Origin of the sequence: Serratia sp. AS12, from assembly GCF_000214195.1 — a bacterium.
Lineage (GTDB): Bacteria > Pseudomonadota > Gammaproteobacteria > Enterobacterales > Enterobacteriaceae > Serratia > Serratia plymuthica.
Genome location: NC_015566.1, coordinates 2,894,654 through 2,921,321 on the forward strand (window position 1 = coordinate 2,894,654; position 26,668 = coordinate 2,921,321).

The following is a 26,668-nucleotide window of genomic DNA, read 5'->3' on the forward strand; positions in this document are numbered from 1 at the left end:
ATCTACCTCGTGGGACGTGGGATAGGCCGTATTGGCGCTGGGATTTTTTTCTCTTTGGGCTTCCTGATGTCGCGCATCATCCGCGAGAAGCGGCGCATCATGTAGGCATAGCGAACGGCCGACATAACGTCATCGTTCAGCTTCACTATTTTGCCGTTATCGTCGCGGTGATAGAGCCGGAACTCGTCGAAAAACGGTTCGCAGGTATTGAACACGCGGAATTTGCCCTCAAGCATCAGATCGCGCAGTTCAACCAGCCCAGGCTCGACCGCGTTACCGCCATCTGGCCAAGTGGCGTGATCCTTCAGCATTCTGAAGCCGGCATCACTGTATTGAACTTTCAGTTGTTCACCGCCGCCCTTCTCGTGCTGCAGGCCGTCGTGTGGCCATGCCACAGGGATGTTGTTCGCCCAGGGTTTAACTGCGCTCCATGCTTCGATCGCAGTCTTTTCACTCTTCTTCCAGACCCGTGCCAGATAAAACACATCCTCGTCCTTATCCCACCACAGCTGCACATGTGCCTGTGGATGGTTCCAGCCAAAGTCCTGCCCGTTGATAACGTAGAAGTGATCAGGACATTCGAACGGTTGGCATTTAATGACTTCTTCAGGGATCTGGAAGATGCGACCGCTGCCCATTGTTGGGATGCCTTTCGAACGGGCATCGCGCTCGTGCTCTGGGTAAGACGCGATGATCCTTTCGCGCTCTTCATCCGAATAGTGCTCGGCGTCATGAATGGTCATGGTGATGACCTTTTGCGCTTTGCTCGGGTTTTTCACAAACTTGGTGACAACTGCTGACATCCCCATCAACGGGGTAAATGTCAGCAGTGAGAACTGGCCATATTTGTTGGTACGGGTCAAACCTTCCGAATAGATCGCATATGGCGGTTCTTCGTCGAACCAAACGCCGTGCACCGTGTCGCCCTGCCAGCGCTGGCGCCCTTGGGAGTACGGTTTGAAGTAACAGATGGACATACCGTCTTCGACACCGTTCGGTGCGTGGTGGCGCACCAGTAGGTGATCGACCAGATTCGGGTAGAACGGCGATTTCTTCCAGCTGATGATGTCTTCTTTCGGGATCAGGCCATAGCCTGGCTCGTCGTTCTCTTCGATACGCCCGCAGAGAATACGCTGTGTGGTTTTGGTGACAGTTTCGTTAGTTTCGCCACCGACCCAAAACACTACCGGCTCGTTGAACCGGCGGCCTTGCCAGTCGCCATCGTAGGCGCCGTCATCGGGATAGCCTGCACCGCCCGGATAGCGCCCAGTGAGGTGGAAAGTAACCTCGGCACCGCCGGTGTAGGATTTGCCCAACTGGTTACCGGCCATGAAACAGCGCTCGGTGTAATCGCCGCCAGCGTCCAGAAACTCGCGCTGCTTGGTATACGGGCTGTATTCATAGAGCAGGTGCGTGCGGCGAAATTCGTCTTCCTCTTCCAACAATGCGAGCAGTTCGGCCTGCTCGTCGTCGGTCAGGTCGTCAAGGTCAATCGCTGCGTTTACCACGGTTGAGCAACTCCTTAATGCGCGACTGCCGCACCTCGCGATTAGCAGGCGGGGTGACGTCCTCAGTCTCGATCTTGTCTTTGAAAGCCTGCACGCTGATGTGTTTACCGATCAGCTCAAGGTTTCGCACCTTGTCAGGCCATTTGATTTTTTTCAGCAAGCCGACCATTTCGCGGTCTTCGCCGCGGCCCTCGAACATTTCGGCCAGGTCGAAACCGCTCAGATAGCGGCGCCAGACTGGTGGCCAGTCAATGATTGGCTTGATGCTCATGTCGGTGTTGAAGATGTCCGCCGCGTCCATCTGGTCGATCTCAACCAGACGCAGCAGCACGTAATTGGCATCAACGCCGAGCTGCGCGAGTCGTTCGCGCTTCAGCTCGTCGATGCGTGCGAGAACCTCTGGTTCTTTCAGCAGGCGCGGGCCGATATTGCAGGCTGAACGAGCGCTATACCCTGCCCGCTCAGCCGCCGGTGCTGCCTTCAGATCGATGATGTATTCGCGGCAAAAAAGCTCTTTTTTGTCCTTGAGTTTTCCTGCCATGATTTATTCCTGTCTCGCTCGGTGCGAAAAATTACGCGCCCGCGGTAGTTGCGATGGAGATATTGCCCGTGCCGTCGAAAGTCGCGGATCCGGTGACCGCGCCAGTCAAGGTGATCGTGCGTGCCGTCGCCAGCTTGGTAGCTGCGGCCGCCGTACCGTTGCCAGCCAAAGCGGTGCTGGCGGTAGTGCCCAGCGCCAGGCTCGACGTGCCGGCGCCGATAGCAGTGCGCGCTGCCGCTTGGTTGGCTGCGGTCAGCACCTGTTTCCCTACGGTTGTCGCGTCGGTGATATCCGCTGAGGTGACATCGCCACCGCCACCAGGAGTGAACTGCGCTTCGAAGGTGGCTGCAGACATGAATACCAGTTGGCCGGTTGCGTCCTGCACCAAATAGCCGCCGACAACAGGTTTCCAGTCGCGCATAAAGCTGTCGGTCACAGTTACCACTGGGTAGCCGCCCTCTGGCGTGATAGCGCCGTAGCCGTTGTCCTGCTGACGGATAGCGCTGATTTTCACAGCGTTAACCTGGGTGTTATTACCTGTAAAAATCGGCCATTTGTTGCTCATGCATCACCTCACTGGAAAAGCGGCAACGCGTCTTTCACGCCCTGGATCGCCTTAATCGTACGGGTCAACGGAGTTTGCTCAGCCTGTGCCAGCGCATACTGGCGGGTGAACAGCTCCAGCTTTAAGGATTCATCGGCGATGTATTCGATCGCCTCCTGCGCCGCAGCGGTGTCGTTCTGCACCAGCGACAGGATGCTGAGGCGCAGCTTTTGCTGGTCGGTAAGTTCTGCCATTGGTGAGTCCTCGTGATTGGCGGGTTGTCATTATCGAAGCCCCTCAGTGAAGAGCTTCTGTAATGCGCTTAGCAGTCCATCGGTTGCAGCGAACTGCCGCACTTTACCGGTGTGCGATAGCGCCACGTTGCCAGAGTAGAACCGCTGTCACCCATCAGGTATGCGATATCGCCGCCCGCGCTCGTTTGCCCTTCACCCAGCGTTACCGAGTTGCTGAGGTTGTCGTACCCCTGAAAGGTGATCGTGTTGCTAGCCTGGTGAAAGATCGGGTCATGGGCCGCGTGGATAACTTCGTTACCGTTGGCGGTAATAATTTTCAAAGTGAACATGGTCTCTTCTCCTGGGTCTTCTGTTGGTGGTTAATATTCCTGCTCGCTTGCGTTGTTAACGCCGTCCAGCAGTTGGTTAACGATGTAGGCTGATCGGCTTAAACCGCCGAGCAGCGAATGGTAATTGCCGAGCACATGCCGCCCCTGCACGACTGAACCGTCGTCGGTGATGGCGACCAACACCAGCGTCCGCAGGTTTTCAGTGTCGACCTTCTCCAGAACGTCGAGCAGAATGCGGCGGATCTTCTCTTTGTCATGCTCGACAGCCGGGTCGGTCTCACCCTGCTTAATCAGGTTCAGCTTGGTGACGTTTTCCATAGCGCCCTCACTTAGCCAGGCACACGTTGCGGATGTAATCCTGCAAACCGGCTATCTGGCTGCGGGCGGTTTCGATTCGCTCTCGGAGACGGAAATAATCCCGCTCAGCGGCGTCAGTAAGTCGGGGGCCGGTTGCATCAACCACGCCGGCGGCGCTGGAGGTTGGGCATGTGGCTGAGAGCTGCAACTTGCGAGTGCCAGCGGCAACAAGGCGCTGCAGATCATCAATCTGATTTTTGGCATCGTTCAGTTCCTTGGTGCGGTGCTCGTCGATGGCGGCCACTGCACGCTGTGTGCTGTTCTGCCAGTCGAGTTGGTCAGACAACTGGCTGTTGGCCGTTTGCAGTTTGTCCCGCTCGTGGCGCAGCGCCTGATTGCTGATGGCGAAATACGCCAACAGGCCGAGCACCAGCGCCACAACAGCAACTTGCCAATGCGGTAGCGGCCATGTCATAGCAACGCTGCTCTGGCGCGTTCGAAGCGTTCACGGCGCTGGTCCAGTCCGTGCATCGCCGGGTTGATTCGCTTGGTGGCTTCTCGCACGTCGCTACCGACAAGTGCAATGCTGCGGCTTTGCCAGTACCAGCCCGCAGAGCGCGCGGCGTTAACGTCTACCATCAGCAGTTCGGGGTTGGCTACCAGGTCGAGGCCCAGCGCTTTACCGCATGCTTTGTGGTTGTCGAGGAAGGTGATCTGGATCAGGCCGTGGCCGCGGAACTTCCAGCCATCGCCAGGCAGCTTGTTGCCGTAGCGCCCTTGATAGACCAGGTTGGCGATCGCCTCCTGCCGCGCCGGGTGGTCAGCGGTGCGACCGAGCATTGAGGCCTGGTCACGGCTTATGCGGCTGCCGAAGGTTGCGAGCAGCGCCGCCGGCGTGTAGTCGAAGGACTCCGCCAGTCGTTTGAAGCCAACCGACTCGTGGCCTGTTTGTGCGATGAACATCGCCTGCTGCACCGGTGTTGTAACGCCGAACTCCGCCATAGCGGCAGTGATTGGCTTGAACCAGCGCGCGGCCAGCTCGGCGCTGATACCAGCCGCCCGTTGGAATTGGTCTTGTGTCATGGTTATTACGCCTGCGGTTTACTGTTGTCGTCGCTGACACCGAAGCGCTGGTTCAGAACGCGAATTAGAACACCGCGCACCTTCTCAACGCCGATGAAGCCAATGGCGCCACCCAATGCGATAGTCGCTGCCGGCGGTAAGCCAATGAGTCCCATGCATGACGCTGCGGTCAGGGTCAGCGCGCCGCATAGCGCGCCTTCGAGCAGCATCTGGCGCCAGCCGCCCCCTGTGTAGGCAACACGCAGAATGGTAATCGTGATCGACATAAGCACACCCCCGATAGGCGTTTCTCCGCGCCACCAGGATTGCAGCAGCTCGATCCAGTCGGGCCAGCTGTGAGGGTTGTTCATTTTCATGCCCCTCCCCCTGCCGGCGCGCGGCCAGCTCGGCGGGTTCCAGAAACGAAAAAGCCCCGGCGTTTAGCCAGGGCTGTGAATGGGTATTTTCAATGCGGGGCGCCACCCACCAAGGTACCGACGACACCCCCTACGGTGTTTGGGGAACGATGATTGTTCGGGTGGCGCTTCGCATTGAAAATTGTCGATTTTGAGGACTTTTTAACATAATGACCGTTTCGCGCACCGCCGCAACACCACTCGCACCGCGATCGGAACGAGCTGCATATTTTGTGCAATCTTCTGGGCGATACGGCGGAAAACGGACTGCATAAACCGTGCATAAAACAGGGTGCATTTTGCATAGCCGATTTTATGGCTGAAGCGGCTATTTCTGGCAGTTTTCCATGGTTGGACGCCAGAAACGACAAAGCCCCGCCGAAGCGGGGCCATGTTTCACGAGGCCGGTGTGCATATACAACTCTTGCACGCTACAGGTATAGCATAGGTTTCTGGCTAGCCACAACTATTTTTATCTCGGCCACTTCCGGATCCATATCGAGCGGCATATCAAGCACGGCCAAGCAGCCCTCGACAAAATTGGTTGCTGATTGCAAATGGCGCTCAACGGCAGCCCGGGGTATCCCCACCGCAGCCGCTATGTCCCTCTGTGAGCAACCCGCGATATAGCGCAGGCCGAGCATCAAGATCTCTTCCTCCTGGCGCACACTCTTCAGCCTGGCGATGCAGCCGTCGATCATCAGCCCGTCGTCATCGCTGCACGTCTTGCCGCCACCGACAGGAACGCGAGCTGGCGTCACGGACATTGCCGGCCAGTCCACCGACGTGCATTTTTCTTCACTGACCGCCCAGCGGCCCCACCGTTCAAGTACAAGTTGCATATTTCTGCGCATTCGTCGTGACCTCATCAAACTTAATCTTTTTTGCAATTTCGCCCGCCGCACTTTGCCGGTTGGTGTGGCAACGCGCCGCGAACTGCTATTTGTTCGTTGTAACTTGCGAAAAATTACAAGTTAATGGGCGGAACCACCCGCCCCCACCTGGAACCACCCTTTTCGATCCTTTTCCCTGAAAGACCTTATATATATAAATGGGGTTTTTAGTAGAAAGGTGGTTCCAGTGGTTCCAGTGGTTCCGAGCCGCGCCAAGCTTGACGCAGTTAGTGGAACCACCTCCGATTTCAGGTGGTTCCTAGTGGTTCCGCACGCTCCCATACCTTGCATTTCTTGCCGTCGATCCTTTTCTGTGCACGTTTGTAGCCGCAATTTTGCAAAACATTACTTATTCGCATTTCTTCGCGCTTTCCGATGCTTCGCGGATCCAGCCCGATGGCGTCCCGCAAAACGTCAGCTGCACGTAAAAAATCGCGTGTTCGCGGAACCTGGTCGGTCAGGCTGTCGGGAGCATCGAGCCAGTTTTCGACGATTTCGAGCCACGCATCCTTAATGGTGTGCTGCTCGTGTTCGCTTGCCGCCAGTGTCTCCGCATCGTGGAATTGGACGCCGCCAAGGCGTTTAAACGTCTCCCGCGCCTCTGCCCACAGCTGCAGGACATCCTTTTTAAGCTGATCGACCGCCACTTTACCGACGCGCAGCGGCAGCCACCGGCGGTTACCGGTGTCGTCTGCGAGGAACTCGTCCTGGTTGGTGGTACCGATGAACACCAAGCGGCGCGGGAACTGTGTGGCGAATTCGCGGTACTTGGGGATCCAGTTCTCGTGCGTGCGGGTGATAAATGCCTTGATGGATTCCAGCTCTTTGGAGTGCAGACCGCGCAGCTCCCCTATTTCGGCCACGAGACGCCCGCGCATCTTGCGGGCCAAGTCGTCGTCTTTTTCCGCGAACGATATCTCGGTGAAGAAAGACGGATCCGGCGACAGCGCCGCCACGCCGGTGGATTTACCGCAGCCCTGCGGCCCGACGAGAATAGGCACCATGTCCGCCTTGCAGCCTGGCGACAGTACCCTGCCGGCCAGCGCCGTCCAGGTGTAGAGGGACACCGCGCGGCAGTAGGCGGAAGGCTCAACGCCGAAGTAATGCTGGAAGAAGGTATCGATGCGGGGCACGCCGTCCCATTTGAGCGACTCGAGCCAGGTCATGGCGCTGTCGAACGGTTGCTCGTCGGCGGCCAGCATCACCACATCGCGGATCAGCTCCTTGCCCACCGCCTCGAAGCTGCGGCGCTCCAGAGTGATACGCAGGCGCGAATAGTCGGCGTCGGCGAACGACTGCCACTGGTCGCTGCTCTCGGGCGCAAACATAATTTCGTCGCGGAACTGGTCAAAGCGGATCTGCAGGCCGCAGAAGTCTGGCCGCATCACCGCCTTGGCGGCGTTGTCGATGGTGGCCTTTATCTGCCCTGTTTTTTCGTTGCGGATGAACGCCGGCAGCGGTGGCTTCTCTGTTGGTGCGACGGGCACCACGTCGAAATCGTTGTCGCGTATACCGATCGCATTCAGGTAGTCGCCGTCGTTGCGGTGCGCGCAGCTGGCGTGCAGGCAGCGGAAATGCCCCTGCTCAAAACCGCCGGTGCCCGCAGGGAAATACGCGGTTGCGGTGTTGTCGTTGCTCACGCTGCTGTGGCCATCTTCGAACGGGCAACGTATGTAACGCTCGCCAGCGGTTCCCCACTCCAGCGTCCAGTCGTTGGCGTCGAGGTAGTCAGCCGTCTCGTCGGTGGCGCCAGCATCGCGCCCGCTGCGGTCACGTGCCCGCCCTTCCTTCTCGATGACGGTCTCACCGACACCGAACACGGTTTCGAGCATGGCCCACACTGCCTCGAAATCCTCGGCGCTCAACACCGGGATATCATCCGGCAGCCCGCCTTCCCACTCATAGCGGGAGCCGCTCGGGTGCGTGCCCAGTGCCACAAACTGCTGCCCGGTGGCCAGGAACTCGATGTTGCCGGCTTCGGTGCGCAAGATGCGTTTCGACATCTGGCCTTCGAGCTGGAACGCCAGCAGGAATTTCGGGCTGTTGTCGCGCATACGCTTTGGCAGCGGACCGATCATAGTGGTGACCGCGTTAAGGATAGCTTCAGCGACAGTCGGGTCGGACACGTCCACATCCAGCGCGCGAACGGTGCGCGTCTGCAGCAGGATGCCGTAATCGGGCTGTTTCGCCCAGCGGCTAACGTCGTCGTCGGTGCTGATGCGCGCGGTCCAGTCTTTCAGGCCGGCGACCATGCCCTGCCCGTTGTAATGGCTCGGCGTTTTTCCGGTGGTCTTCAGCTTACTGGTCGGCGAGATCTGCGCATCAGGGCGCGATACCACCGGCAGCAGATCAGGGGTCAGGCCCAGCACAAACGAAAAGTGAAACCAGTCGTCTGGCGCAGCGCCCCAATTTTGTTGTTTTGGCATGGGCTACGCCTTTTCTGCGAGCGACTGAGCTTTTACTTTGTCATGTAAATCACGGAGCGCCTGGGCAACGGAAACGCGAGGGTCCGCCAGTTTGCCTGTCAGGATACGGCTGATCGAAGCCTGGCTGATGCCTGTCTCGCGGCGGATGTCGATCTGCGTCATCCCCGAAGCAATCAGGGACTGCACGATTTCTTTAGGTGATAGGGATTGCATGGTGATGTCCTCACTGCGTTTGAATTCAGGTATGGATTTAATCCTAATTCAGTTTTGAATTCAATGCCAGTGTAGAATATTCACTATAGAATAATGCGCCTTAACTCTCAAAACTGAAAAGGTATAGGCATGCCCCACACAACAGATCGGATCATTGCGAACATCAATCACCTGATGCAAAAGCACAGTGTCGCCACCGTAGCAGACCTGGCTAAGCTGATCCGCGTTCCGCAGCCAACATTCCACCGTCTTATGGCTGGCGAAAACCAGGACCCTAAATACACCCTACTTAAGCGGGTGGCCGACTATTTCAAGATCACCGTGTCAGACTTGGTGGAGAAAGATTTACGCAACCTGCCTACCAGTAACGGCAATGTTTCAGGCAATGTAGAAGAAGTGACCTTTACGCGGGTGCCTGTAATGGGAAGTGCTCAGCTCGGTAGTGAGGGCCATTGGGTCGGACTGGACAATGGTGACGGTTTTGTTAATTGGCCATCCCAAGATCCCGAGGCTTTCGCCCTGCGCTGCAAAGGCGACTCAATGAAACCTCGCATCAAAGATGGCGAGTACGTCGTTGTTGAGCCTAACCACGGCTATTTGCCAGGTGATGAAGTGCTGTTGGTTACCCGCGATGAACAAGTCATGATCAAAACCTTCCTCTACCAACGCGACGGCGCAGTACTGGTTATGTCCGTCAACGAAGAACACCCTCCCCTCAGATTCCCTATCAGTGACGTCGTACGCATCCAGTACGTTGCCGGGATAGCAAAGCCTTCATTACACGGAACGTATTGAATTTTAAAAGGCTAGCGATGCCGCCCGCTTGAGGCGGTAATTTTTTGCATGTTTAAATTCATTTTTGAATTGACGAGATATCCATGTTCGGTTATAAATTCATTATTGAATTCGAAGGTGAATTCAAAACTGATAGTCGAACGGCGCGACTTTAAACCATGCGTCGGAACCGCGGCGGGGCAAGGAGCCGGCAATGCGGGGCAAAGTGAACTTATAAAGCGTCCTGCGGGGCGCTTAATTAAGACCACTGAAGGAGCAAAATGAGATGACAGAAATCGTATTTCAACCAGCCTGTGCAACCCCCTCTAAGTCCATGTCCAATGATTATGTGATAATCAATGAATGCGAAGGGTACAGTCTAGTTAAAGCAGTCTTTGATAAAGATGGCGAATTCACATGTTTTATAGGCTGGGTAGGAGGAGATACGCAAACCTACTCCCCCCAAGACTATAGTGTGTGGGCCCTTTTACCAAGTTCGGCTAATGTTATTTCAGGCCATTTATAAAGCTTTCATATCTCTTTAAATCAGCACGACTAACTACGTCCATTTGGAACATTTTTTCATACATAGCGTGAAGGTTTTTAGTTGTAAGAAACTGCCGAGCAATCAGTAATCGTTCTTCCGCCAGTTTTAAATTAAAGTCGACCAAATCCACTTTTCTCAGTAGAGCGGACATTGCGGGGCTAGACATCCTGGTGGGGTTACATGCGGCTAACTCTCTAAGTACCTTAGTTACTGACATATAGAAAATGCTTTTTAGGTCGTGCTGAGATGTTAAAGAATCAATATGCTCTATCACTCCGATTGGTTCATCGACAGTCTGCTCTTCCCTCTCGGAATATTTTTTATCAAATAATTCTTGTATATCAGCCTCTTTAGATGTTGCCAATCTCGGGACGGTCACTAGATTTGTAGGCACCGCAGCCATTCGTTTAAGTTCAGTACTCGCATAGCGACCAATTACTAACGGGTTTTTAATGTCGTTTATTAAGCTAATGGCCCAATCTATGTTTTTCTCCCCGACCTTTAGTTTATCAGCTTGCTGTCTCCACCCATCGACGCGATCATAAGCTTTGAAAAGAGCTAATTTTCTTTGCTCGTTAGTAAGATTCCGTAAAAACTCCTGTGTCATGTCGTTAAATTTGACATTAAAGTACTTGAATCCGCAATCGTTCCCGATATTAGTTTCAACATCATCATCAGTTACAACAATAAATCCTTTATTGTGCGGTTTATGGCAACTAGTTATACCGCAAGAGCGTTTATCTTTAAGTTCATAACTACCGATAATTCTATGAAGGTTTTTATCTCTAAGATCAACATTCTCCGCAAAGTTTGGTCTGCGAATTATTTCATCCCAGTCTGAAATTTCAAGAATGTCATTACTGTCAGCGCTACTTAACAGATAGATCATGATTTCCCCTTCTTGGATTGTGGAGATCGGATAATACCACACTAACTAGGTCAGTATGCAACCAATTACTGTATGCATACCCAGCAAGTTATCCACAGGCTATAGGACCAACACCCCATGAAATCCCTACATTTCATCCATTCAGGCGTCAGCGGCTGTGCTGAAGTGTCTGGCGCCACTGTGTTCGTGCGCTATGCCGGCTCAGGTTTTCACCTGTCGGCCGCTAAAGAAGGCCTGCGCAAGAAGATCATGGCCGAGCTGGCGAAAGCCGGTCTGCTGCCGAAAACCATAAAGTCCTGATAAGGAGAGCACCATGCCAACGCAAGAACAGAAACAAGCTGAGTTTGAAGAAGTTGTAAGGCCGCTTATCAAGTGGCTGGCCCAAAGCGTTCACCCACACCACACAGTGGTTGTCACCAGTACGCACGCCGAACTGCTGGAAGGCCAGGTCGTAGTGTCCACCGAAGAATACCTGCGCGATTAACACCCCGAATCATCCATTGCTGTGTGTAGTCTTTGCCCCGCTCGTCGGGGCTTTTTTCTATCTGTGAGCGCGCTGCCGCATGCCCTGCCGGACTTAGTGTCGGTGAAACGGACGGGGCAACCAGCGCGCTCACAGATAGCAAAAGGAGCCTACCCCATGAATTCCTTAGTACGTATGCAACACCGTCACCGTGTGACTGGTGCGGATTTTCACACCCCGAAAACGCGCGGCCTGCTGTACCCGCTGGTTCTGCTGTGCGTTGCCTTTTTCATCCTCTACTTAGCGAGATAGCAGAATGCAGACCACTACCTATAAAGGTTTCAAGCAAGACCTCACCTGTCGCGGCTTTCAGTTTGAGATGGGCAAAACGTTTGAGCACAAAGGCAAGGTAGAAGCCTGTTCGGGCGGCTTCCACTCCTGCGAATACCCGCTCGACTGCTTCAGCTACTACCCGCCAGCGGAAAGCCGCTACGCCGAGACAATCGCCGCGGGTAAGGTCAGCCGTGAGGATGGAGGCGACAGCAAAATCGCAAGCGCCACCATCACGATCAAAGCGGAAATTTCCATGCACCAAATGGTGGCCCGCGCGATTGAGTGGATCTGGAGCAAGGTTGACAGGTCGTTAGAACAGACCAACACCGGCAACCGCTCGGCGGCCAGCAACACCGGCAACCGCTCGGCGGCCAGCAACACCGGCAACCGCTCGGCGGCCAGCAACACCGGCGACCGCTCGGCGGCCAGCAACACCGGCGACTACTCGGCGGCCAGCAACACCGGCGACTACTCGGCGGCCAGCAACACCGGCTACCGCTCGGCGGCCAGCAACACCGGCAACCGCTCGGCGGCCAGCAACACCGGCGACTACTCGGCGGCCAGCAACACCGGCGACCGCTCGGCGGCCAGCAACACCGGCTACCGCTCGGCGGCCAGCAACACCGGCAACCGCTCGGCGGCCAGCAACACCGGCGACTACTCGGCGGCCAGCAACACCGGCGACCGCTCGGCGGCCAGCAACACCGGCAACCGCTCGGCGGCCAGCAACACCGGCGACTACTCGGCGGCCAGCAACACCGGCGACTACTCGGCGGCCAGCAACACCGGCTACCGCTCGGCGGCCAGCAACACCGGCAACCGCTCGGCGGCCAGCAACACCGGCGACTACTCGGCGGCCAGCAACACCGGCGACTACTCGGCGGCCAGCAACACCGGCTACCGCTCGGCGGCCGAAGTGAGCGGATCTCATTCGGTTGCCGCAGCTTTCGGCATTGAAAGCAAAGCCCGTGCATCAGAAAACAGCGCGCTCGTCCTCTGTTACCGGAGCGACGAAGGCGAACTGATCCATATCCGCGCCAGCAAGGTTGGCGACAACGGCATTAAACCCAACACCTGGTACACCCTGAACGAAAACGGCCAGTTTGTAGAAATTGAGGAGTAATAAATGAGCCTGGAATCGAATCTCGAGTTAAACAACAAGCTGGTCGCTGAACAAAACGGCCTGCTAACCCAACTACTGGCGGCGCTGGCCGGCGGGAAAACCTTCACCGCGGACACGCCGCACCAGCCGAAAGCCGAAAGTAAGACGGGAACCAAGGGTAAAGAAGCACGCAAAGGCCCGTTCTACGCCAAGCACAACGGCACCGAAATCACCTTTATGGCTGACACCTGGGACGACTTCGAGAAGGCGGACGCTGATTCACCTTACGGTGGTATCACGGAAATCACCAAAGTCGAATTCCTGCAGTTGAAAGAGCACAGCGATAAAAAAGTAATCAAACCCATCACCCTGGAAGAACAACCCCTGCCGGTTGCCGTGGCGCTGGCGGTGATCTACGGCGCTAAACCTGCCGTTTCACTAACGCCTGAAATGATGACGCACGCCGTCAACATCACGGAAACCACCGACGGCGATGAACGCGACGCGCAGATCGACGCGCTGACGATGGCGCTGAAAGGTGTTGACCGTGCCAAGAAGATGCACGGCACCGGTGTGTTCGACCTCGCGCTGCAACTGGTTGAGCACTGGGACGCACTCCCGGGCATCACAGAGCGTCGCGCTTACGCCGAACTGCTGCTGGATACCCCGAAAGAGAAGCGCGCCGACGTGAAGCCGGCCAAGCCAAAGGCGACCACAAAAGGCAAAACCACAGCCGCAGAGACAGTCACTACCTCCGCCGAAGGCGAAGCGCCAGACGCGGCAGCGCTGCTGGAACAGGGCAAGCAACTGATCATTCAGAAAATCGCACCGAAAGCACCGGCTGACCTGCGCAAAACGCTGGATCTGTTTGGCCTTAAAAAACTCACCGACTGCCCCGAAGAAAAACTGCCAGACGTTGTGGCGGCGCTGGAGCAGTTGGCCGAAGCCCTGGAGGCGTGACCCATGCCTGACACTCACGCACGACTCAGCCCCTCAGGGGCTGAAAAATGGATGAACTGCCCTGGCAGCCTGGCGATGGAAGCCGGGCTGGTTGATGAAGGGTCAGAGTTTGCGCTGGAAGGCACAGCAGCGCACGCGCTGGCCGAGTGTGTCCTGCGCAACCGTCTGGACCCAACGCTCGCAGGCATCGAACTCAACGGCGGCCAAGAGGCGGCAGATTACATCGGCACCTATCCACTGGCGAAAGGAGAAAGCGACGCCGGGCCGCAGGTTACCGACGACATGGCCGATTTCGTGCAGCGTTACATTGACACGGTCTGGGCTTTGGCCGACGGCAACAGCCTGCTGGTTGAGCAGCGCGTCGACTTCTCCAACGTGGTCGGCGTACCGGGTCAGTTCGGCACGGCCGACGCCGTCATCATCACCCCCACCGAGTTGCAGGTGCACGACCTGAAGTTTGGGCGCGGAGTAAAGGTGGACGCGGAGAACAACAAGCAGCTGCAGCTGTATGCGCTCGGTGCGCTGGAGCAGTTCGGCATGCTGCAGGACTTCGAAACCGTCCGCATGTTCATTCACCAACCGAGGATTGGCAACGAATCGGAATGGGCGGTAAGCGTCGATGAACTGCGTGCATTCGGCGAACTGGCGCGCGAGGCTGCCGCCGCTGCCATCGTCACGGCGAACATTGCCGAGTGCGAAGGCATCGACACCCTGCCGGCTGACGTCTTTAACCCGGGCGAAAAACAATGCCGGTGGTGCAAAGCGGCCGGCGGCCTGTGCAAAGCCGAGGCGCAGCAGCACTTAGATTCAATGGCAGGTGATTTCGTCGACTTGACCCAGCCGCTGGCACCGCAGCTGGCCACCGCCGGGCAACGCGTCGCGGTGCTGACACCGGAAGAACTGGCCGCGCTCTACCAGCAGGTGGATGCGATCGAGGGCTTCTGCAAAGGCGTACGCGGCAGAGTCAATAACGAACTGGCCGCAGGGCACGCGGTACCGGGGTTAAAACTGGTGGAAGGCAAACAAGGCAACCGCGCCTGGGGCGACGAAGAGGCCGCCCGTGCACTGCTGAAAGACACCTTCCGCTACAAGAACGAGGAGGTTTACGACTTTAAGCTAATCAGCCCGACCAAGGCCGAGAAGTTGATCAAGAAAGCCGCCCCTCGCCGCTGGCCGAAGGTAGAAGCTCTGATCTCCCGCGCTGACGGCAAGCCCGTTATTGCCCCCGAATCTGACCCGCGCCCTGCGTTGGTTATCAATCACGAAAACGATTTTGAAAACGTGGACGCCGTCGAGGCAGCCGCAGAATTTATCTGAGGAGAACACCCTATGAAACTGAATTTACCTAACACCCGACTGACCTTCCCTTCCCTGTTTGAAGCCTCAGATTTTGACGGCGACGGCAACTTCAAATACCGCGCAGGTCTGCTGATCCCGAAAGGCAGCGAAAACGATAAAAAAATCTGGGCCGCCGTCAAGCAAGTTGCGAAAGATGCCTGGGGTGCAAAGTACGAAAGCATTTTGGAAAGCATCAAACATATTCCTAACCGCGCCGGCTATCGCGATGGAGATGTGAAAGGTGCTGAAGAGTATGCAGGCTGTATGTACCTGAACGCGTCCAATAAAGCACGGCCATTAGTTATCGACCGCGATAAAACACCTTTGGTTGCCGCCGACGGCCGCCCATACAGCGGGTGTTATGTGAACGCAGTCGTAACAATCTACGCCTACGACAATAAAGGCAAAGGTATCGGCTTCTCGCTGGGCGGTATCCAATTCTATCGCGACGGCGACGCTTTCGCTGGCGGCGGTGTGGCCAGCGGCGACGACTTCGACAGCATCGAAGAAGGCACCGACGCAGGCGAGTTCGTTTAAGCCTGGGGGTTAAGCCCTTCACTCCGTGGGGGGCTCTCAGGAGCGCCAACATTCGCATCTGATACTTCATTTTTCGGCAACGAATTAACTGAGTCTTTCATTTGAATTAGTTGCCCATTAGATAGTTGAATGGATAATAGTTCACTATTTATCCTGTCAGCCTTCGCCTCTCGTGGAAAACGGAAAAACATCATCTTAGCAAACCAAAAATAAAAAACACTCAAGCCAAGTATAGTAACACGAGGCCACTCTGGCATGTCGGGAAAAGGAAAATACCCAAAAGCACCAGTGGCCATAACAATGTATGTCGACCCCATAAAGAAAAGGCTACAACCACCCAACTCAAAATAAAACCTTCTAGTTTTGTACTCTTTAGTTGATGTATTTAACCGCAATACACTGTGAGCGCCCTCCGCTTGTATAAAAGGGAGCAACCACTTGTAATTATTAACATCAAGATTATCGCCAGACCTATTCTGCAAATACACCCACTTACTTCTAGATTCAGCATTTTTTATCTTTACGTGCGGATACATTACTAATTCATTAAGTTTAGCACTGAGATACTTCTTATCCTCTTCACTTAAGTTGCATTCATTATCTTTAATTATTTCGTTTATATCTTTTATCCTGTTTTTACCAATAGAACCCTCCCCGGTGAAAAACTTATAACAAGTAGTAACCAGCATGGTAATTAAAGGAATTCCAGCGGTTAATGCAGTCCAAAACTCTTTACTGCTAAGAAGTGCACTCCAAGTCATAGCTACCCTTTAAGGTGAGGAAATGCCTAATATACTCTGGCTCGACCTAGAAACCTACTGCGAAACCCCGATAAAGAGCGGCACCCACGCCTACGCTGAAGGCGTCGAGATCATGCTGTTCGCCTGGGCAATCGACGACGGCCCAGTGAACGTGCACGACTTCACCGAAGACCAGCATTTACCGGCGAAACTGCTCGCTGCGCTCGGCGATGAGAACGTGCTGATCTACGCACACAACAGTCATTTCGACCGCACAATGCTGCGCCACGCACTTCAGCGATTGCGGCCTGGTATCGTGGCGGGTGGCGTTGAGCGCTGGCGCGACACAATGGTGAAGGCGCTGGCGCACGGCCTACCCGGCGCGCTGGGCGCACTGTGCGAAGTGCTCAACGTCGACACTGACAAGGCGAAAGACAAAGCTGGTAAGCAGCTGATCCAGCTGTTTTGCAAACCGCGACCTAAGAACAGCAAACTGCGCCGCGCAACGAGCAAATCACATCCTGTAGAGTGGCAGCGCTTCGTTGATTACGCCGGCCTCGACATCCATGCCATGCGCGCCGTCGACGCCAAACTGCCGAACTGGAACTATCAGGGCGCCGAGCTGGCTCTGTGGCATCGAGATCAACAGATCAACGACCGTGGCGTGTGCATGGACATAGAACTGGCCGAAGCCGCCATTACCGCTGTTGGCGATGAACAGTTGCTGCTGGCCAAGCGCACGCAGGAAATGACCGACGGCGAAGTGCAGGCAGCGACGCAGCGCGACGCCATGTTGAAACATATCCTTGAGGCTTTCGGCGTTGAACTGCCAGACATGCAGAAAAGCACGCTCGAGCGTCGCATTAACGACCCCGACCTGCCCGCGCCGTTGCGCGAACTGCTGACTATCCGCCTTGCGGCCTGTACAACCAGCACCAGCAAATATAAAGCGCTGATGAAAGGCGTCAGTAGCGACGGTCGACTGCGCGGCACACTGCAATTCTGCGGTGCCAGCCGCACCGGGCGTTGGGCCGGGCGGTTATTCCAGCCGCAAAACCTCCCTCGCCCAACGATGAAGCAGGAACAAATCGATCAGGGCATTGAGGCGTTGAAACTGGGCGTTGCCGATCTGGTATTCGAAAACATCATGGAATTGACCAGTTCCGCGCTGCGCGGCTGCATCATGGCGCCACCAGGCAAAAAGCTGGTTGTCAGCGACCTGTCAAATATCGAGGGCCGGTTCCTGGCATGGCTTGCCGGTGAAGAGTGGAAGCTGCAGGCGTTCCGCGATTACGACAATATCATCGGCACCGACGAGAACGGCGAACCGATTCGCGCAGGCCACGACCTGTATAAACTGGCTTACGCCCGTGCCTTCAACATGACGCCCGAAGAAGTCGATAAGGCCATGCGCCAGATCGGCAAGGTGATGGAGTTGGGGCTGGGTTTCGGCGGTGGTGTGGCGGCGTTCGTGACGTTCGCCCTGGTCTACGGGCTCGACCTGGAAGACCTGGCCGACGCTGCGCTACCTAACATCCCGATCGCTATTCAGCGAGAAGCGAGAAGTTGGTGGCAGGCATCGGTTAAGCAGAAAAAAACCTATGGCCTGTCCGAAAGAGTGTTTATCACCTGCGACTCACTGAAACGCCTATGGCGCAACGCACACCCGGAAACAGTCAGCCTGTGGTCCGAACTGGAGAACGCTGTGCGCCGCGCAATCGCGCAACCCGGTAAGCAGTTCAACTGCCGGCGCCTGAAGGTTCGCAAAGATGGCTCATGGCTGCGCATCGCCCTGCCGTCTGGCCGTGTCGTTTGCTACCCCGGCGCGGCCATCGTCAAAGGCGATATCACTTACATGGGGATGAACCCCTACTCGCGCAAATGGCAGCGACTCAAAACCTACGGCGGGAAACTGGTGGAGAACGTTACCCAGGCCGGTGCTCGTGATGTGCTCGCCGGTAACATGCCAGCCGTCGAGGCACGAGGCTACGAGATCGTGCTTACCGTGCACGATGAGGTGATCACCGAAGCACCGGACAAAGACTTCTACTTCCACGATCAGCTAAGTCGGCTGCTCGCCACTAACCCTGCATGGGCGCCTGATCTACCGCTAAACGCCAGCGGGTTCGAGGCCTACCACTACCGGAAGGATTGATATGCCTAGGAGGACATAGTAACCGGTTAGGATCGCGGCAAGTAACTTTGTAAGTAGCTATGAGCCTCGGGTTTTATAACTATATTCCACCCGTTCTCGTCACTCTGGAAAAGGTTAGGGTAGGCTTTTATAATAGCGTTATTCTTCTCTACCATAGACTCATGGTTACTGGCCCCATATCTAGCATTATTTGTAAGCTTATCACTTTCGTTTTTTAATAAAACGATTTCTTTTTGTAGGTCATGTATAACCTGTTGCGCACTACTGCTACTAGCCGCCGCATCTTTGAAATTCTCTTGCAGAGTTTCATTGTGTTTATTTAAGTTATCAACTGCAAGCTGCACTTTACTATTTAATTCCTTTGCTGCATCTAGGTCTCGGCGGATTCTTTCATTCTCCGCACTAAGAGTTTCGATCTCTTTCTTTACATTGTTAATATTGTGTTCAATATTTTGTTCTTCTTGTCTATATGCTAACTTTCTTTTAGCTTCATGTTGGGCGATCTTGAACTCAGATGATGCGTTTTTTTCTTTTGAAAGGGCCTGCTGTGCTTTGGCCCTTTCTAACGGTCCACTTTGATGTTTTAAAACCAAAAGATGTATCTGCGGCAACATAAACAGTAGAAGCGCCGTTGTAAGTAAGGGGCCAATCAAATAATCACTTATATCCATCTTACTTGATAGAGATAATAAAGTAGCCTCTATAGGTTTTTTACTTAAAAGTAAAACCAGTACAGACGAAATATTGAAAGACAACCAACAGAAAATGAAAGTGCCAAAAACTGGGCTTTTAACTCTATCTTCAGATGATTGTTTAAACGAAGAAAACCATTCCCCAAAGAAACTTAGCATTATTCCCTCCTCTGACGGGCCTTAGCGATATAGTAAAATTACATGGGCTATCAAAAGATAAATAGCATAGTCATGCACCACTTTCAATTTAAAGAGAAAATAACATGGCCTACACCCGTGAATCATCTGTTGAGCGGCACCTGGGGGCAAAGGTTAAAGCCGCTGGAGGGACCGCTTACAAATTCACGTCACCGGGGCGCCGCGGCGTGCCAGATCGGCTGGTACTGCTCCCCGGCGGGCGGGCGATATTTGTCGAGTGCAAAGCACCTGGCGAACATCCGCGGCCAGATCAGGTGCGCGAGCACAACCGGCTCCGTGCACTGGGCTTCGAGGTGGTGGTTTTAGACAGTAAAAATCTGGAGGGAATATTGTGAAAGGGTTGAACGTTTTGAACTGGACACGACGCACCACATGGTGCGTCGTTTTAGCATTATGCGCCAACTTCTGGCTCGGCGCCTTTGGGTTGCTGCTGCTGATCGCTATTGCTGATCATTATTATTATTACTCAACTATCAATTTAGGGAAAATATTGTAATACTGAACGTCAAAGCACTCCCTATATTTATCCGCACCTCCAGAGGATTTTATCTCCTTAAGAGTTAAAGCTTCACTTGATGGAACCCTCTTGAAATACTTCATATTACCATCACAACGACCCAAAATAGCCCCTGAACCTGAGGAGTTTATAAATATATAATCACCTTTTTGGTTTGCACTGTCATTTTTTTCAACCAAAAAAACGGAATCATGTTTTGAAGCAATCAAAAAACCGCTTGATATACAGCAAAACACAGAAGATAAAAAAATAAAAAATATGAATAACTGTCTTGCGGGTTCGCTTACCACAGTTAAATAGTTAACCATAGCAAAACAAGCCGCCACTAAAAAAGCCACTGTAAGTATTGATATTAATGCAATGATTTTATAGCCAACAAGCCCCTTAAAACCCAACTGATAGCCAAGTTGGAAACCTATGACCACGTTATACAGCCCTAACGCGGAGTACCCTACAGCTAACGAAATCCAAAAAGGATGTACCTTTGCTTTAAGCCCAAAGTCTAAACCCGTAATTGCTAACGACGGAATGAACAGTAGAAGGAAATCGGCACCAACCTTTAGCATATTACTTATTGATATTTCTATGAGGTCATACGGGTATCCAAAATAAAATGAAAACCCCAGGTAATATAAATACGTTGAGAAATACGCCACCACAGGAATAATTGATATTATTGAAATATCCTTAAGTATTTTCAGTTTGTTTTCCCCATATTTTTCCATTTTATCGCGCACCGAGTTCATTCAATTCACTTTACTATATCGGAATACGTGATGGCTAAAAACACATTTAACCCCCGCCCTTACCAGAATCTCATTATTGACCACGCCCTACAGGTACCGCGCTCAAACGTCTGGGCTGGTATGGGTATGGGCAAAACGGTGGGCACACTCAGCAGCCTTGAGGCGCTCTATTGCTCCGGTGAAGAGACGCAGCCAACGCTCGTTCTGGCGCCTCTGCGCGTGGCGGCCAGCACTTGGCCGGATGAGGTCGCTAAATGGGACCACCTGCGCAACATAGAAATGCAACCAATCGTCGGCACCGCTAAAGAACGCGCCGCGGCACTGCTGAACAGCAACGCCAGCGTATTCACCACCAACTATGACAACCTGGTGTGGTTAGTTGAGCAACTCGGCGGCCGCTGGCCGTTTGGCACCGTGATAGCGGACGAGAGCACCCGGTTAAAGTCCTTCAGGTTGCGCGCAGGCGGGAAACGCGCTGCGGCGCTGGCCAAGGTGGCGCACAAACACGTGCACCGCTGGGTAAACCTTACCGGCACGCCGGCGCCGAATGGCCTAATCGACTTATGGGGCCAGGCGTGGTTCGTTGACCGCGGCGATCGGTTGGGCCGTACATTCGGAGCGTTCACCTCGCGCTGGTTCAACAGCATTCAGTTCCCTGGTCAGCAGTGGTCAAAACTGGAACCGTGGCCGCATGCGCAGGAGCAGATGCAGGCGGCGCTCGCCGACGTGACGATCTCCCTGGACGCCGCCGACTGGTTCGACATCGACGAACCCATCCACAACGTGATCCGCGTAGAGCTGCCGTCAAACGCGCGCCAACAATATCAAGGCATGGAAAAGGAAATGTTCCTTGAGCTAAACGGCGCTGATATCGAGGCGCTGAACGCCGCGGCCAAAACGGTGAAATGTTTGCAGATCGCCAGCGGCGCCATCTACACCGACGACGCAGGCAACTGGGCAGAAGTGCATGATGGGAAGCTGCAGGCGCTGGACAGCATCCTGGCCGAAGCCGGTGGCATGTCTGTGTTGGTCGCCTACCACTGGAAGCACGACCTGCAGCGATTGCAAAAAGCCTTCCCCAAAGGCCGCCAGCTCGATGCAGACCCACAGACGATCCGTGACTGGAACGCCGGAAAGATACCGGTGCTGTTCGCACATCCCGCCAGCGCCGGCCACGGCCTTAACCTGCAAGACGGCGGCAACATTCTGGTGTTTTTCTCGCACTGGTGGGATCTGGAGCAGTACCAACAAATTATCGAACGCATCGGGCCAACGCGCCAGGCGCAAGCCGGCCATCACCGTCCGGTGTGGATACACCACATTATCGCCGCCGACACCACTGACGAAATGGTAATGGAGCGGCGCAATTCAAAACGTGAAGTGCAGGACATCCTGCTCGAAGCAATGAAGAAGAGAGGCATGTGATGGGCGAGAATCCAATTATCTTTACGCGGGACGTTCTGGCCCGCTATCAAATATCAGAGAAAACGTTATGGAAGTGGCGAGACCCGAAGAAAATGCCAAAAGGGTTTAAACTTCACTTCCCCGCGCCAACGATCCCTGGGGTCCCAAACCGCTGGCGTCTCTCCGATGTGCTTGCATGGGAAGAAGCCAGCAGCCAGAAGTAAGTTACATTGTCACCTTCTTGACGTAATCCTCCCACACAGACAGCCATTTCCGCTGATCGTCCATATAATCATGCAGATTGTAATGCGCCATGACACCCGCCATAGCGTGGCCGAGTATTTTCTCGATCACGTGCGGCGGGCAACCCTGCTCCGATAGTTTGGTTGCAAGGGTACGGCGCAAATCATGCATGCTCCACCGTTCCATCCCCGCCCCTTCAAAAACCGACTTAGCATAGTTCGCCGCAACCTGGTTACCCACAGGTCTATCAAACTCTTTGCCGGGGGCGGGACGTTGGGAGGTTGCGACGTATCGCGTGTTTACCTTCTCTTTGTGCTCAAGCAACAGCGCTTTTGCCGCCGCCGGTAACGCACGCCTAACAGCCACCCCGGTTTTGTATTCCTCTTTTGGCACTGTCCAGGTGTTGTCCTCAAAATCAAACCACTCCCATTTAGCACACCTGATCTCTGCCGTTCTACACCCGGTAAGCATCATAAATCTAATCATCAGCCGGGGCTCGTCCGTCATGCGGTCGTCCAGCCAATCCCAAACTTGTTTCATTTCTCGATCTGATAAGTAGCGTTTCCGACGCGATGGCGCGATACCCACGTCTTTAGGCTCCAGGCCTTCAAGCGGATTGGCTTCGATGTACCCACGGTTTACACAAAACTTGAAGGCGCGTTTACATAGAGAAGTCATGAAATTAGCCATTACGCTACTTTTGATACTATCTAACACTTCAAGCCAGTGCATGCGGCCTGTGGCCTCGATCCGTATATTGCCTAACTTAGACTGGATGTGCTTTGCATAAACCAACTGGTAGTAGTCAATTTTGACGGATTTGTTCGGTTTGCAGTATTTATCTATCCAATATGCAAAAGCACTATCAACCGTTGGCGCATCGCTACGGGAGACCCGCTCCAGCTTAACTTTTTCTCGAGGGTCATATCCCTCAGTTAGCCAACCGCGCATCACCTGACGACGCTCACGTGCCTGGGCTATCGTCATCTGTGGGTATTCACCCACAGTGATCTGCACCGGCTTGGATAGCCATCGGTACCGGTAAAAGAAAGTAACTTTGCCCGCCTGGCTGATCCGAGCATTCAGCCCGTGTGCATCGGCAATCACCTCAATTGAATCTCTTTTCTTGCCTAAAGCTTTTTTAAGTTTTGTATCAGTTAGCATAGGGGCTCACCGCAAAATTATGTACACATCAGTGTACACAAAATTCGAGCTTTGAGGATAAAACAAGGGTAAGGAATTGGATACTTAAGGAGTTTAAAAGCCCGATCATGCCTCATACAACAAGGAATAAAAGGTAATGATAGGATGGCAGGAGGGAATGCAGGTAAAACCGATGTTTAACCTTTTAAACAAGTATTTTAGATAGTTATCCAGTAAACCCGCTGCTTTCCATCATCACGGGTTGCACCGTTACAAGCACGGGTCACATCAGGTGGTCCGTCACTTATTTCTCCCCCCGCCTCAGAATGAACGATACCGTAAAAAAAAAGCCAGCACGGAGTGGCTGGCTAAAGGGTTCTTCGAGGGAATATCTTGTCAGATAACCCTACGCCTTCCTCTTTTGCCTCGCCAACTATCAGTGCGATAGCTTTCCTCTTAAAGCAAAGCGTCTGGCGGCGCATTCCTGCTTCTGGTATGGTTAACGGGCTACCTATAACCATATAAATAATAATGAATTAACAGGGGGAGTCTACTTGCAGCGACAACCGGTTTCATCTTCAAGAATTATATCAATAGGCTATGATGAAAATGCTCAGGTTCTGGAAATCCAGTTTCGTGATGCGGGGATTTATCAATATATCGGGGTTCCCAATCGAATCTACCAGGATTTTGTAGCGGTGGTTTCAAAAGGCCGATTTTATGACGGCGTCATAAAGGGCAAATATTTGTGCCGTAAAACGGGGTAACCGGCCAGGTTAACTATCAACCCGGCCTGCGCGCCGCCGCCGAACGGTGTCGGAGTTAAGATTTTTTACTTCGATGCCTGACCCGCTACAGCCGTTTGGCTCGGCGCCAGAACCAATGCCTGCATATCCGCAAACATAGCGTCCCACTCTTGCTGGCCAATATCCATCAGGCCAAAAAACCGCAGCATGAATGCCCCTTCAGTGGCCAGAAAAACCAACCGCGCACGCCTTCCCTCCTCAGTGGTCAAATCCAGACCGGCAATCCGGCTGCGGTACCATTCGCGCGTGCTGTCCAGATGCTCCGGCGTTTGAATCAGCGTCGCCATCAACCCCGCAGCCTTGGCGCTGGACGCCTGATCGGAGCTTCTGGTCGCCTGCATATGCGCCCGCACGGCGGTGGTAGCTGAGGGGTTTTCCCCGGCAATCGCATCGAACAGGGTGTCATACGCCTTGCCCCAGCGTTCAAACATCGCATCAATCAACGCATCTTTACTGCCGAAGCAGTATTGCACTCCGCCTTTGGAGATCCCCATCGCTTTTGCGACGGAATCAATGGTCAGTCCGGCGGCGCCCTGGTTGGCGACAATCTCTTCGGCCGCATCCAGAACCTTGTCACGATCGATGCTGCGTTGACGTCCCATTGATAGACCCCTCTTTTCAATACGTACGTATGGATATATATTATGACCAGTATACCACCAGTGGAGACTGGGGTTTACCTTCTGGCCGCGCATCCGCGCCGGCCGCATTTTTTGGAATAATATTATGTTCGTAAACAACCGCTGGTTGATCCTGGCCTTAATCTCCAGCGCACTATTTTTGATCGTTATCGACATGACGGTGTTATACACCGCTTTGCCACGGCTGACGCAGGCGCTGGATGCCAATGCGTCACAAAAATTATGGATCGTAAACGCTTACCCGTTGGTGGTTGCAGGTCTGTTGCCTGGCGCAGGCATGCTGAGCGATCGCGTCGGTCATAAGCGCCTGTTTATGGCCGGATTGCCGGTTTTTGCCGCCGCCTCGCTTTGCGCCGCCTTTTCACCCTCCGCCGAGTGGTTGATCGCTGCGCGCGCATTCCTTGCCGTAGGTGCCGCAATGATGATGCCGGCAACCCTGTCCATCGTCCGTCATATCTTTACCGACGAGCGCGAACGTGCGCTGGCTATTGGTATCTGGGCGGCGGTAGCTTCCAGTGCCGCCGCGCTGGGGCCCGTGGTCGGTGGGGTGTTGCTCGAATATTTCTGGTGGGGTTCGGTGTTTCTGATTAACGTGCCGGTGGTGATGTTGGTGCTGCCGCTGGCATGGCGACTGATACCGCACTGCGGCGGAGAGAATACGCGCCCTTACGACATCATCGGTTCGGTACAAATCATGATCGGCCTGGTGGGCAGCATCTATGCGCTGAAAGAATTGAGCAAAACGGCGCCTTCGTTTATTGCGTTAGCGATAGCCGCGGCGCTCGGCATTATCTCTCTTGCCTTTTTTGTGCGCCGCCAAAGGCTGGCGCAATACCCGATGATCGACTTCACGCTGTTCCAAAACCGGCTGTTTGCCGGTGGCGTCGGCGTTGCCTTGCTCTCGATGATAGCGCTGATTGGCGTGGAACTGGTTCTGAGTCAACGCCTGCAGCTGGTTCTCGATCTGAGCCCATTGCAAGCCGCGCTCTTTATTCTGCCGATCCCGCTGGCCTCCGTGCTGGCCGGGCCGCTGACTGGCTTATTCCTGCCCCGCTACGGCGAACGTCGTATGATGTTCGGCAGTTTTATTCTGACCGGTCTTGGGATCGCCGGTCTCGCCCTGTGTTATCAAAGCAGCGTTTTATTGCAATTGGTCTGCCTGTGTCTCACGGGTTTTGGCGTCGGCGGTGCCATTACCGCCGCATCAACCGCTATCATGCTGAATGCGCCTGAAGAGAAATCCGGCATGGCGGCGTCGATTGAAGACGTTTCCTATGAACTGGGCGGAGTTTTGGGTATCACCCTGCTCGGCGGGTTGATGACTGCCGTCTATAGTCACAGTTTGACGTTGCCGGGCAGTTTGCCGGTAAGCGACATCGCCTATGACAGCATTGATGAAGCTCTACGGCTGGCCGCCACTCTGGCCGCCGATCAGGCCGAACAGCTAAAACGGCTGGCACGCATGGCTTTCGACCGGGCATTTATCGCGGTACTGATTGCTGCGGCGCTGTTAATGCTGCTGGGGGCAGGCATGGCGAAATGGACTTTAGGCAAGAAGTGATAAAGTCCTGAATCAGAGAGAGTTAATCGATGGAGACTACAAGGACGTACCCCATATTACCCCTCAGGCTTAAAGGCAACTTTTTCATCGAATTCACAGTCCCTTCCGGGACTGTTTTTCGTTTTACCACTCGTAGGCGACCACAAACAGCAATGCGCGCCGGTGCTGGTCATCCAGGCGACGTCGCACCCGGATAATGTGCCGGTTGCTGCATGACTGGCGCTCCAGCCAGCGATGCCTGCGGCGTTGACTCTGCCGCAGCATCCGCCAACGGCCCACCTCGTTTCTACTGCGTCTCATCGTTTCGTCACTCGTCCGTCAAATGCCAACGGCGGGCATTATAGCGCTTTCGCCGTGCGATCCAAGCCGCAGTTCGACCCACAACCACGTCGCCAA

General features: G+C 54.3%; 33 protein-coding genes. 13 read left to right on the forward strand and 20 right to left on the reverse strand.

All coding sequences use genetic code 11. The features are described from left to right. Nucleotides 1–2: 2 nt before the first annotated feature. The 12 genes from SERAS12_RS13460 to SERAS12_RS13515 form a co-directional block, all read right to left on the reverse strand. Nucleotides 3–1,508: a terminase large subunit domain-containing protein gene (locus SERAS12_RS13460; RefSeq protein ID WP_013813169.1), complete on the reverse strand. Its 1,506-nt coding sequence runs from the start codon at nucleotides 1,506–1,508 to the stop codon at nucleotides 3–5. Further along, the gene (locus SERAS12_RS13465) at nucleotides 1,489–2,049 is read right to left on the reverse strand and encodes a terminase small subunit (protein ID WP_013813170.1); all 561 of its coding nucleotides are present in this window, start codon (nucleotides 2,047–2,049) and stop codon (nucleotides 1,489–1,491) included. The genes SERAS12_RS13460 and SERAS12_RS13465 overlap by 20 nt, the downstream gene beginning before the upstream one ends. Before the next feature lie 31 nt (nucleotides 2,050–2,080). Next, entirely contained in the window at nucleotides 2,081–2,614 is a 534-nt protein-coding gene (locus SERAS12_RS13470; RefSeq protein WP_013813171.1) for a hypothetical protein, read from the reverse strand. A gap of 8 nt (nucleotides 2,615–2,622) precedes the next feature. Next, complete coding sequence (locus SERAS12_RS13475; protein WP_013813172.1) at nucleotides 2,623–2,847, reverse strand: DUF2560 family protein; 225 nt, start codon at nucleotides 2,845–2,847, stop codon at nucleotides 2,623–2,625. Between the two features lie 68 nt (nucleotides 2,848–2,915). Continuing rightward, on the reverse strand, nucleotides 2,916–3,176 hold the full coding sequence (locus SERAS12_RS13480; protein WP_013813173.1) for a hypothetical protein: 261 nt from the start codon (nucleotides 3,174–3,176) through the stop codon (nucleotides 2,916–2,918). Between the two features lie 30 nt (nucleotides 3,177–3,206). After that, nucleotides 3,207–3,494: a hypothetical protein gene (locus tag SERAS12_RS13485; RefSeq protein ID WP_013813174.1), complete on the reverse strand. Its 288-nt coding sequence runs from the start codon at nucleotides 3,492–3,494 to the stop codon at nucleotides 3,207–3,209. A gap of 7 nt (nucleotides 3,495–3,501) precedes the next feature. After that, complete coding sequence (locus SERAS12_RS13490) at nucleotides 3,502–3,948, reverse strand: lysis protein (RefSeq protein ID WP_013813175.1); 447 nt, start codon at nucleotides 3,946–3,948, stop codon at nucleotides 3,502–3,504. Continuing rightward, entirely contained in the window at nucleotides 3,945–4,556 is a 612-nt protein-coding gene (locus SERAS12_RS13495; protein ID WP_013813176.1) for a glycoside hydrolase family 19 protein, read from the reverse strand. The genes SERAS12_RS13490 and SERAS12_RS13495 overlap by 4 nt, the downstream gene beginning before the upstream one ends. A 5-nt stretch (nucleotides 4,557–4,561) precedes the next feature. Further along, nucleotides 4,562–4,906 (reverse strand): phage holin, lambda family, encoded by a 345-nt coding sequence (locus SERAS12_RS13500; RefSeq protein ID WP_013813177.1) that lies wholly within the window; start codon nucleotides 4,904–4,906, stop codon nucleotides 4,562–4,564. A 476-nt stretch (nucleotides 4,907–5,382) separates the two neighbouring features. Continuing rightward, on the reverse strand, nucleotides 5,383–5,793 hold the full coding sequence (locus SERAS12_RS13505; RefSeq protein ID WP_239440929.1) for an antiterminator Q family protein: 411 nt from the start codon (nucleotides 5,791–5,793) through the stop codon (nucleotides 5,383–5,385). Nucleotides 5,794–6,092: 299 nt separating this feature from the next. Beyond that, entirely contained in the window at nucleotides 6,093–8,270 is a 2,178-nt protein-coding gene (locus tag SERAS12_RS13510; RefSeq protein WP_013813179.1) for a VapE domain-containing protein, read from the reverse strand. Nucleotides 8,271–8,273: 3 nt separating this feature from the next. Further along, nucleotides 8,274–8,483, reverse strand: a complete 210-nt coding sequence (locus tag SERAS12_RS13515; RefSeq protein WP_013813180.1) for a helix-turn-helix transcriptional regulator — start codon at nucleotides 8,481–8,483, stop codon at nucleotides 8,274–8,276. Nucleotides 8,484–8,612: 129 nt separating this feature from the next. On the opposite strand from SERAS12_RS13515, the gene SERAS12_RS13520 reads away from it, so the two are divergent. Next, nucleotides 8,613–9,278 carry a S24 family peptidase gene (locus SERAS12_RS13520; protein WP_013813181.1) on the forward strand — a complete coding sequence of 222 codons (666 nt, stop codon included), beginning with the start codon at nucleotides 8,613–8,615 and terminating at the stop codon, nucleotides 9,276–9,278. A gap of 265 nt (nucleotides 9,279–9,543) precedes the next feature. Next, nucleotides 9,544–9,783 carry a hypothetical protein gene (locus SERAS12_RS25620; protein ID WP_013813182.1) on the forward strand — a complete coding sequence of 80 codons (240 nt, stop codon included), beginning with the start codon at nucleotides 9,544–9,546 and terminating at the stop codon, nucleotides 9,781–9,783. Here SERAS12_RS25620 and SERAS12_RS13525 read toward each other — a convergent pair. After that, entirely contained in the window at nucleotides 9,764–10,693 is a 930-nt protein-coding gene (locus SERAS12_RS13525; protein WP_013813183.1) for a hypothetical protein, read from the reverse strand. The genes SERAS12_RS25620 and SERAS12_RS13525 overlap by 20 nt on opposite strands. A 117-nt stretch (nucleotides 10,694–10,810) precedes the next feature. Between SERAS12_RS13525 and SERAS12_RS13530 the strand changes: the two genes are divergently transcribed. Beyond that, nucleotides 10,811–10,993, forward strand: coding sequence for a hypothetical protein (locus SERAS12_RS13530; RefSeq protein ID WP_013813184.1), 183 nt, complete (start codon nucleotides 10,811–10,813; stop codon nucleotides 10,991–10,993). Nucleotides 10,994–11,006: 13 nt separating this feature from the next. Continuing rightward, complete coding sequence (locus SERAS12_RS26460; RefSeq protein WP_013813185.1) at nucleotides 11,007–11,177, forward strand: hypothetical protein; 171 nt, start codon at nucleotides 11,007–11,009, stop codon at nucleotides 11,175–11,177. A gap of 268 nt (nucleotides 11,178–11,445) precedes the next feature. Here SERAS12_RS26460 and SERAS12_RS26625 read toward each other — a convergent pair whose 3' ends face one another. Then, entirely contained in the window at nucleotides 11,446–11,748 is a 303-nt protein-coding gene (locus SERAS12_RS26625) for a hypothetical protein (RefSeq protein WP_239440930.1), read from the reverse strand. Here SERAS12_RS26625 and SERAS12_RS13535 point away from each other — a divergent pair. Genes SERAS12_RS13535 through SERAS12_RS13550 form a run of 4 tightly spaced genes read left to right on the forward strand, consistent with a single transcriptional unit; the run spans nucleotide 11,743 to nucleotide 15,426 of the window. Then, on the forward strand, nucleotides 11,743–12,612 hold the full coding sequence (locus tag SERAS12_RS13535) for a hypothetical protein (RefSeq protein ID WP_239440931.1): 870 nt from the start codon (nucleotides 11,743–11,745) through the stop codon (nucleotides 12,610–12,612). The two genes, SERAS12_RS26625 and SERAS12_RS13535, sit on opposite strands and share 6 nt — an antisense overlap. A gap of 3 nt (nucleotides 12,613–12,615) precedes the next feature. After that, nucleotides 12,616–13,551 (forward strand): hypothetical protein, encoded by a 936-nt coding sequence (locus tag SERAS12_RS13540; RefSeq protein ID WP_013813188.1) that lies wholly within the window; start codon nucleotides 12,616–12,618, stop codon nucleotides 13,549–13,551. Nucleotides 13,552–13,554: 3 nt separating this feature from the next. Then, nucleotides 13,555–14,868: a DUF2800 domain-containing protein gene (locus SERAS12_RS13545; protein ID WP_013813189.1), complete on the forward strand. Its 1,314-nt coding sequence runs from the start codon at nucleotides 13,555–13,557 to the stop codon at nucleotides 14,866–14,868. Nucleotides 14,869–14,880: 12 nt separating this feature from the next. Next, nucleotides 14,881–15,426, forward strand: coding sequence for a DUF2815 family protein (locus tag SERAS12_RS13550; protein ID WP_013813190.1), 546 nt, complete (start codon nucleotides 14,881–14,883; stop codon nucleotides 15,424–15,426). On the opposite strand, the gene SERAS12_RS13555 is transcribed toward SERAS12_RS13550, so the two are convergent. Next, nucleotides 15,423–16,187 carry a hypothetical protein gene (locus SERAS12_RS13555; protein ID WP_013813191.1) on the reverse strand — a complete coding sequence of 255 codons (765 nt, stop codon included), beginning with the start codon at nucleotides 16,185–16,187 and terminating at the stop codon, nucleotides 15,423–15,425. The genes SERAS12_RS13550 and SERAS12_RS13555 overlap by 4 nt on opposite strands. A gap of 22 nt (nucleotides 16,188–16,209) precedes the next feature. Between SERAS12_RS13555 and SERAS12_RS13560 the strand changes: the two genes are divergently transcribed. After that, nucleotides 16,210–18,321, forward strand: a complete 2,112-nt coding sequence (locus SERAS12_RS13560; protein WP_013813192.1) for a DNA polymerase — start codon at nucleotides 16,210–16,212, stop codon at nucleotides 18,319–18,321. Nucleotides 18,322–18,347: 26 nt separating this feature from the next. Here the strand turns inward: SERAS12_RS13560 and SERAS12_RS13565 are convergent, their stop codons facing one another. Further along, a complete protein-coding gene (locus SERAS12_RS13565; RefSeq protein WP_013813193.1) occupies nucleotides 18,348–19,172 on the reverse strand; it encodes a hypothetical protein in 825 nt (274 codons plus the stop codon). 104 nt (nucleotides 19,173–19,276) lie between these two features. Here SERAS12_RS13565 and SERAS12_RS13570 point away from each other — a divergent pair, with 104 nt between their 5' ends. Continuing rightward, nucleotides 19,277–19,546 carry a VRR-NUC domain-containing protein gene (locus SERAS12_RS13570; RefSeq protein WP_013813194.1) on the forward strand — a complete coding sequence of 90 codons (270 nt, stop codon included), beginning with the start codon at nucleotides 19,277–19,279 and terminating at the stop codon, nucleotides 19,544–19,546. A gap of 127 nt (nucleotides 19,547–19,673) precedes the next feature. Here the strand turns inward: SERAS12_RS13570 and SERAS12_RS13575 are convergent, their stop codons facing one another. Then, the gene (locus tag SERAS12_RS13575) at nucleotides 19,674–20,474 is read right to left on the reverse strand and encodes a hypothetical protein (RefSeq protein ID WP_013813195.1); all 801 of its coding nucleotides are present in this window, start codon (nucleotides 20,472–20,474) and stop codon (nucleotides 19,674–19,676) included. A 30-nt stretch (nucleotides 20,475–20,504) separates the two neighbouring features. Here SERAS12_RS13575 and SERAS12_RS13580 point away from each other — a divergent pair, with 30 nt between their 5' ends. Then, on the forward strand, nucleotides 20,505–21,899 hold the full coding sequence (locus SERAS12_RS13580; RefSeq protein ID WP_013813196.1) for a DEAD/DEAH box helicase: 1,395 nt from the start codon (nucleotides 20,505–20,507) through the stop codon (nucleotides 21,897–21,899). A 204-nt stretch (nucleotides 21,900–22,103) separates the two neighbouring features. Here SERAS12_RS13580 and SERAS12_RS13590 read toward each other — a convergent pair whose 3' ends face one another. Next, on the reverse strand, nucleotides 22,104–23,285 hold the full coding sequence (locus tag SERAS12_RS13590) for a site-specific integrase (RefSeq protein WP_013813198.1): 1,182 nt from the start codon (nucleotides 23,283–23,285) through the stop codon (nucleotides 22,104–22,106). Between the two features lie 533 nt (nucleotides 23,286–23,818). Between SERAS12_RS13590 and SERAS12_RS25625 the strand changes: the two genes are divergently transcribed. Continuing rightward, nucleotides 23,819–24,031, forward strand: a complete 213-nt coding sequence (locus tag SERAS12_RS25625) for a KTSC domain-containing protein (protein WP_013813199.1) — start codon at nucleotides 23,819–23,821, stop codon at nucleotides 24,029–24,031. 65 nt (nucleotides 24,032–24,096) lie between these two features. Here the strand turns inward: SERAS12_RS25625 and SERAS12_RS13595 are convergent, their stop codons facing one another. Next, a complete protein-coding gene (locus SERAS12_RS13595) occupies nucleotides 24,097–24,672 on the reverse strand; it encodes a TetR/AcrR family transcriptional regulator (RefSeq protein ID WP_013813200.1) in 576 nt (191 codons plus the stop codon). Nucleotides 24,673–24,796: 124 nt separating this feature from the next. Here SERAS12_RS13595 and SERAS12_RS13600 point away from each other — a divergent pair, with 124 nt between their 5' ends. After that, the gene (locus SERAS12_RS13600; RefSeq protein ID WP_013813201.1) at nucleotides 24,797–26,272 is read left to right on the forward strand and encodes an MFS transporter; all 1,476 of its coding nucleotides are present in this window, start codon (nucleotides 24,797–24,799) and stop codon (nucleotides 26,270–26,272) included. A 123-nt stretch (nucleotides 26,273–26,395) separates the two neighbouring features. Here SERAS12_RS13600 and SERAS12_RS13605 read toward each other — a convergent pair whose 3' ends face one another. Further along, nucleotides 26,396–26,572 (reverse strand): YciY family protein, encoded by a 177-nt coding sequence (locus SERAS12_RS13605; protein ID WP_004945296.1) that lies wholly within the window; start codon nucleotides 26,570–26,572, stop codon nucleotides 26,396–26,398. Between the last annotated feature and the right edge of the window lie 96 nt (nucleotides 26,573–26,668).